The organism is Mycobacterium parascrofulaceum ATCC BAA-614, assembly GCF_000164135.1.
Classification (GTDB): Bacteria; Actinomycetota; Actinomycetes; order Mycobacteriales; family Mycobacteriaceae; genus Mycobacterium; species Mycobacterium parascrofulaceum.
The window spans coordinates 1-2,504 of sequence record NZ_GG770576.1 but is presented as its reverse complement, the minus strand read 5'-3'; the positions used below and the strand labels follow the sequence as shown (position 1 = coordinate 2,504).

Here is a 2,504-nt window from a genome sequence, read left to right as displayed (position 1 = left end):
ATAACCGACCTGGGCACCCAGCCCCACCGCGTCGGCCAACTCGGCGCCGACACCCAAGCCCGCACCAGCGTCGGCACCCAGCCCAGCAGCAACGTCGCCGCCGGCCGCCGCAGAAACATTTGAGGCCGCCGCGAGACCGAAGTGACTGGACACCGCTTGCTGCAGGCCAACAATGGGGTCGCCGCCACCCAGTTGCAGTCCCGGCACCGCGCTGGCCGCCACGGAGGAGACCTGCGCGGGAGACACGTCGGCAAACCCGGCTTCATTGAGCGCCTGCTGGGGCGAAGCAGCGAAAGCCCTCGCCGCGTCTTCGCTGCGGAACAGGTTAAGGATGTAGTCGATCAGAGAGCTCACGTCAGTGCCTTTCGATTGTGACTCGTTGGAGCCGATGCCGGTGCTACGCCGACGTTCCGACACTCAAGCTAGGTGCTTCGTTGCCGGCCCGGAACGGGGCCGAATCCCCCAATGGTTTGCGCCCTTAGCGGGATCACTCGGCGCATGCCGTTAGGGGATTAGGGGGTGGTTAGGGACAAGGTGGAGCATGGCCGGATAACCCCCCGTCGACGGCATTTGTCCACTTCAGGACCATAACGGCCGACAATTGCGGTCGTCGCCCAAGTCGATAACGAATCCGAATCAGCCGAAGTGTGGGTCGAGGCCGAATCCGTGATGATCATCCTCGACGGTGTGGGTGTCGGCCACCGAGTGGTCCCACACTCCCGGGCCGTGCCCCCCGAATCCGCCGTCGTGGGCCGGCTGATCAGGAATTTCGTCGGGCGCAGCGATCGTCACCGATGGATTGTGCAGCTCGACCGGCACCGGATGCGGCTCGGAGCCAGCCCCTGGGGCTTCCCCGCCGGCGGCGGGCGGGTGATCGATGACGTGGCCCGGCGGGCCTTGCCCCGCGGCTCCCGTCGGTTCGTGCACCGGCACGTGCGCCGGGAACGCGTCGAACGCGGCCGTGGCCGCACCGCTCGCCCAGACGTTGCCGTGCTCGGTGGCGCCGCCGGTACCGCCCGGACTGGACATCGACAGCGAATCCGACACCATCGGGATCAAGTGATTCACATCGGCGCTGGTGACACCGGTCAAGTGAGCGTCGGCGATCGCTTGAGCGGGGTCTGCCGCGTAGCGCGCGGCGGCTTGTGGGTCGCGAACGAGTGACATCACAAAGTCAAGTAATGCATTTGCCATGACACGCCTCCAGCGTGCGCTCCGTCACCATCAACGCCTATTCGCAGTCAAAATCCAGCCGTTTCCCGGAATGCTATCTGCCGACGGCGTCGCCGTGATCGGTGTGCGCCCACCCCGCCCCAGCGCCGCGTTAGGGGATACCCCGTTAGGGGATCGTGGCGCCTACGGGGATCATTGATGACCGGCGCGGCGGCAGAACGCTAAGGTAAGCAACGGCCGACGCCCATCACCCGATCGACACAGGGACGTGCAGCATGAGCAACTCGCTCGCGTTGGCGGTCGGCCTGCCAACCCGGCGGCCGGACGCCGATGCCGCGGCGCGCGTTGGCCACCGGCCACCCGACCCGTGCGCGAAGGCGTTCAGCAACCCCCAATCGCCTGTCCCCGCCACAGCCGGGTAGCACCCAACATGGCCAGTCCAGACACGGCGGTCTCCACCGAGGTCCCTGCCGACGCGCGGCGCATCATCAGCGCGCTGGCGGACGGCGCGCAAACCCCGGTCAGGGTTCTGGTCAGCGGGGGGATCGGCACCGGAAAGACGACCGTCCTTGCCGCCGTGCGCGATGCACTGCGCGGCGCCGGGGTCACCGTCCTGACGCGCCCCCCGCGCGACGGGGACCGACCCGATGCGGCGGTGGTCATCGATGACGCGCAACTGCTGGCCGACGCCGAGCTGCTGGCGCTGGTCGAACGCATCGCCGACCCTACGGCGACGATCGTGGTGGCCGCCGAACCGTGCGAACAGCACACCGCGCTGCGGACACTGGCGACGGCCCTCGACCGGGAGCGGCCGCGACTCTCGTTGGGCCCGTTGCCGGTCGCCGACCACTTCCTGGACAGCACGGCGGGGCTGCCGTTTTTGGTGCGGGCAGTTTCCGAGGCCGCGCGGGACCCGTTGCAGGCGGCCAAGTTCGCGTTGATCGACCGGCTGCGCCGCCTGGACGAGCCGGCGTTGGACACGCTGCTCATCACGTCGTTGAGCCCCGGTTTGGGCACCGCCGATGTCGCTGCGGCACTGGACATCTCGACGACGGAAGCGCGGCTGCTGGTCGACCGGGCGCGCGCCAGCGGGCTGATCGAGCCATCGCACAGCCCGGTCTTCCTCCAGTCCGTGCACGACGCCGTTGCCCAGCTCGTCGGCAACGCGCATCACCACCAGGTCGAGACCGCACTGCTGCGTTCCCAGCTCGCCATGTCCGCGCTGTCGGCGGATCTCGCGCTGCGTCTGGCCGAGCACGGATTGCGAGACGCCGACCTGGCGAGCATCTTGCGCCGCGAGGCGGCGGAGGCGCGCGGCGAGTCGGGCCGGG

2 protein-coding genes and 1 pseudogene are annotated in these 2,504 nt (G+C 68.8%); 1 reads left to right on the top strand and 2 read right to left on the bottom strand.

The window, feature by feature from the left end:
- Both HMPREF0591_RS29420 and HMPREF0591_RS29415 read right to left on the bottom strand, forming a co-directional pair.
- Positions 1-354: IniB N-terminal domain-containing protein (locus HMPREF0591_RS29420; RefSeq protein WP_040624454.1), on the bottom strand; the 354-nt coding region annotated here is incomplete at its 3' end.
- A gap of 282 nt (positions 355-636) precedes the next feature.
- Positions 637-1,194 carry an Rv0340 family IniB-related protein gene (locus tag HMPREF0591_RS29415; protein ID WP_007172519.1) on the bottom strand — a complete coding sequence of 186 codons (558 nt, stop codon included), beginning with the start codon at positions 1,192-1,194 and terminating at the stop codon, positions 637-639.
- 409 nt (positions 1,195-1,603) lie between these two features.
- Here HMPREF0591_RS29415 and HMPREF0591_RS29410 point away from each other — a divergent pair.
- Positions 1,604-2,504, top strand: a pseudogene (locus tag HMPREF0591_RS29410) (isoniazid response ATPase/transcriptional regulator IniR); the annotation flags it as partial.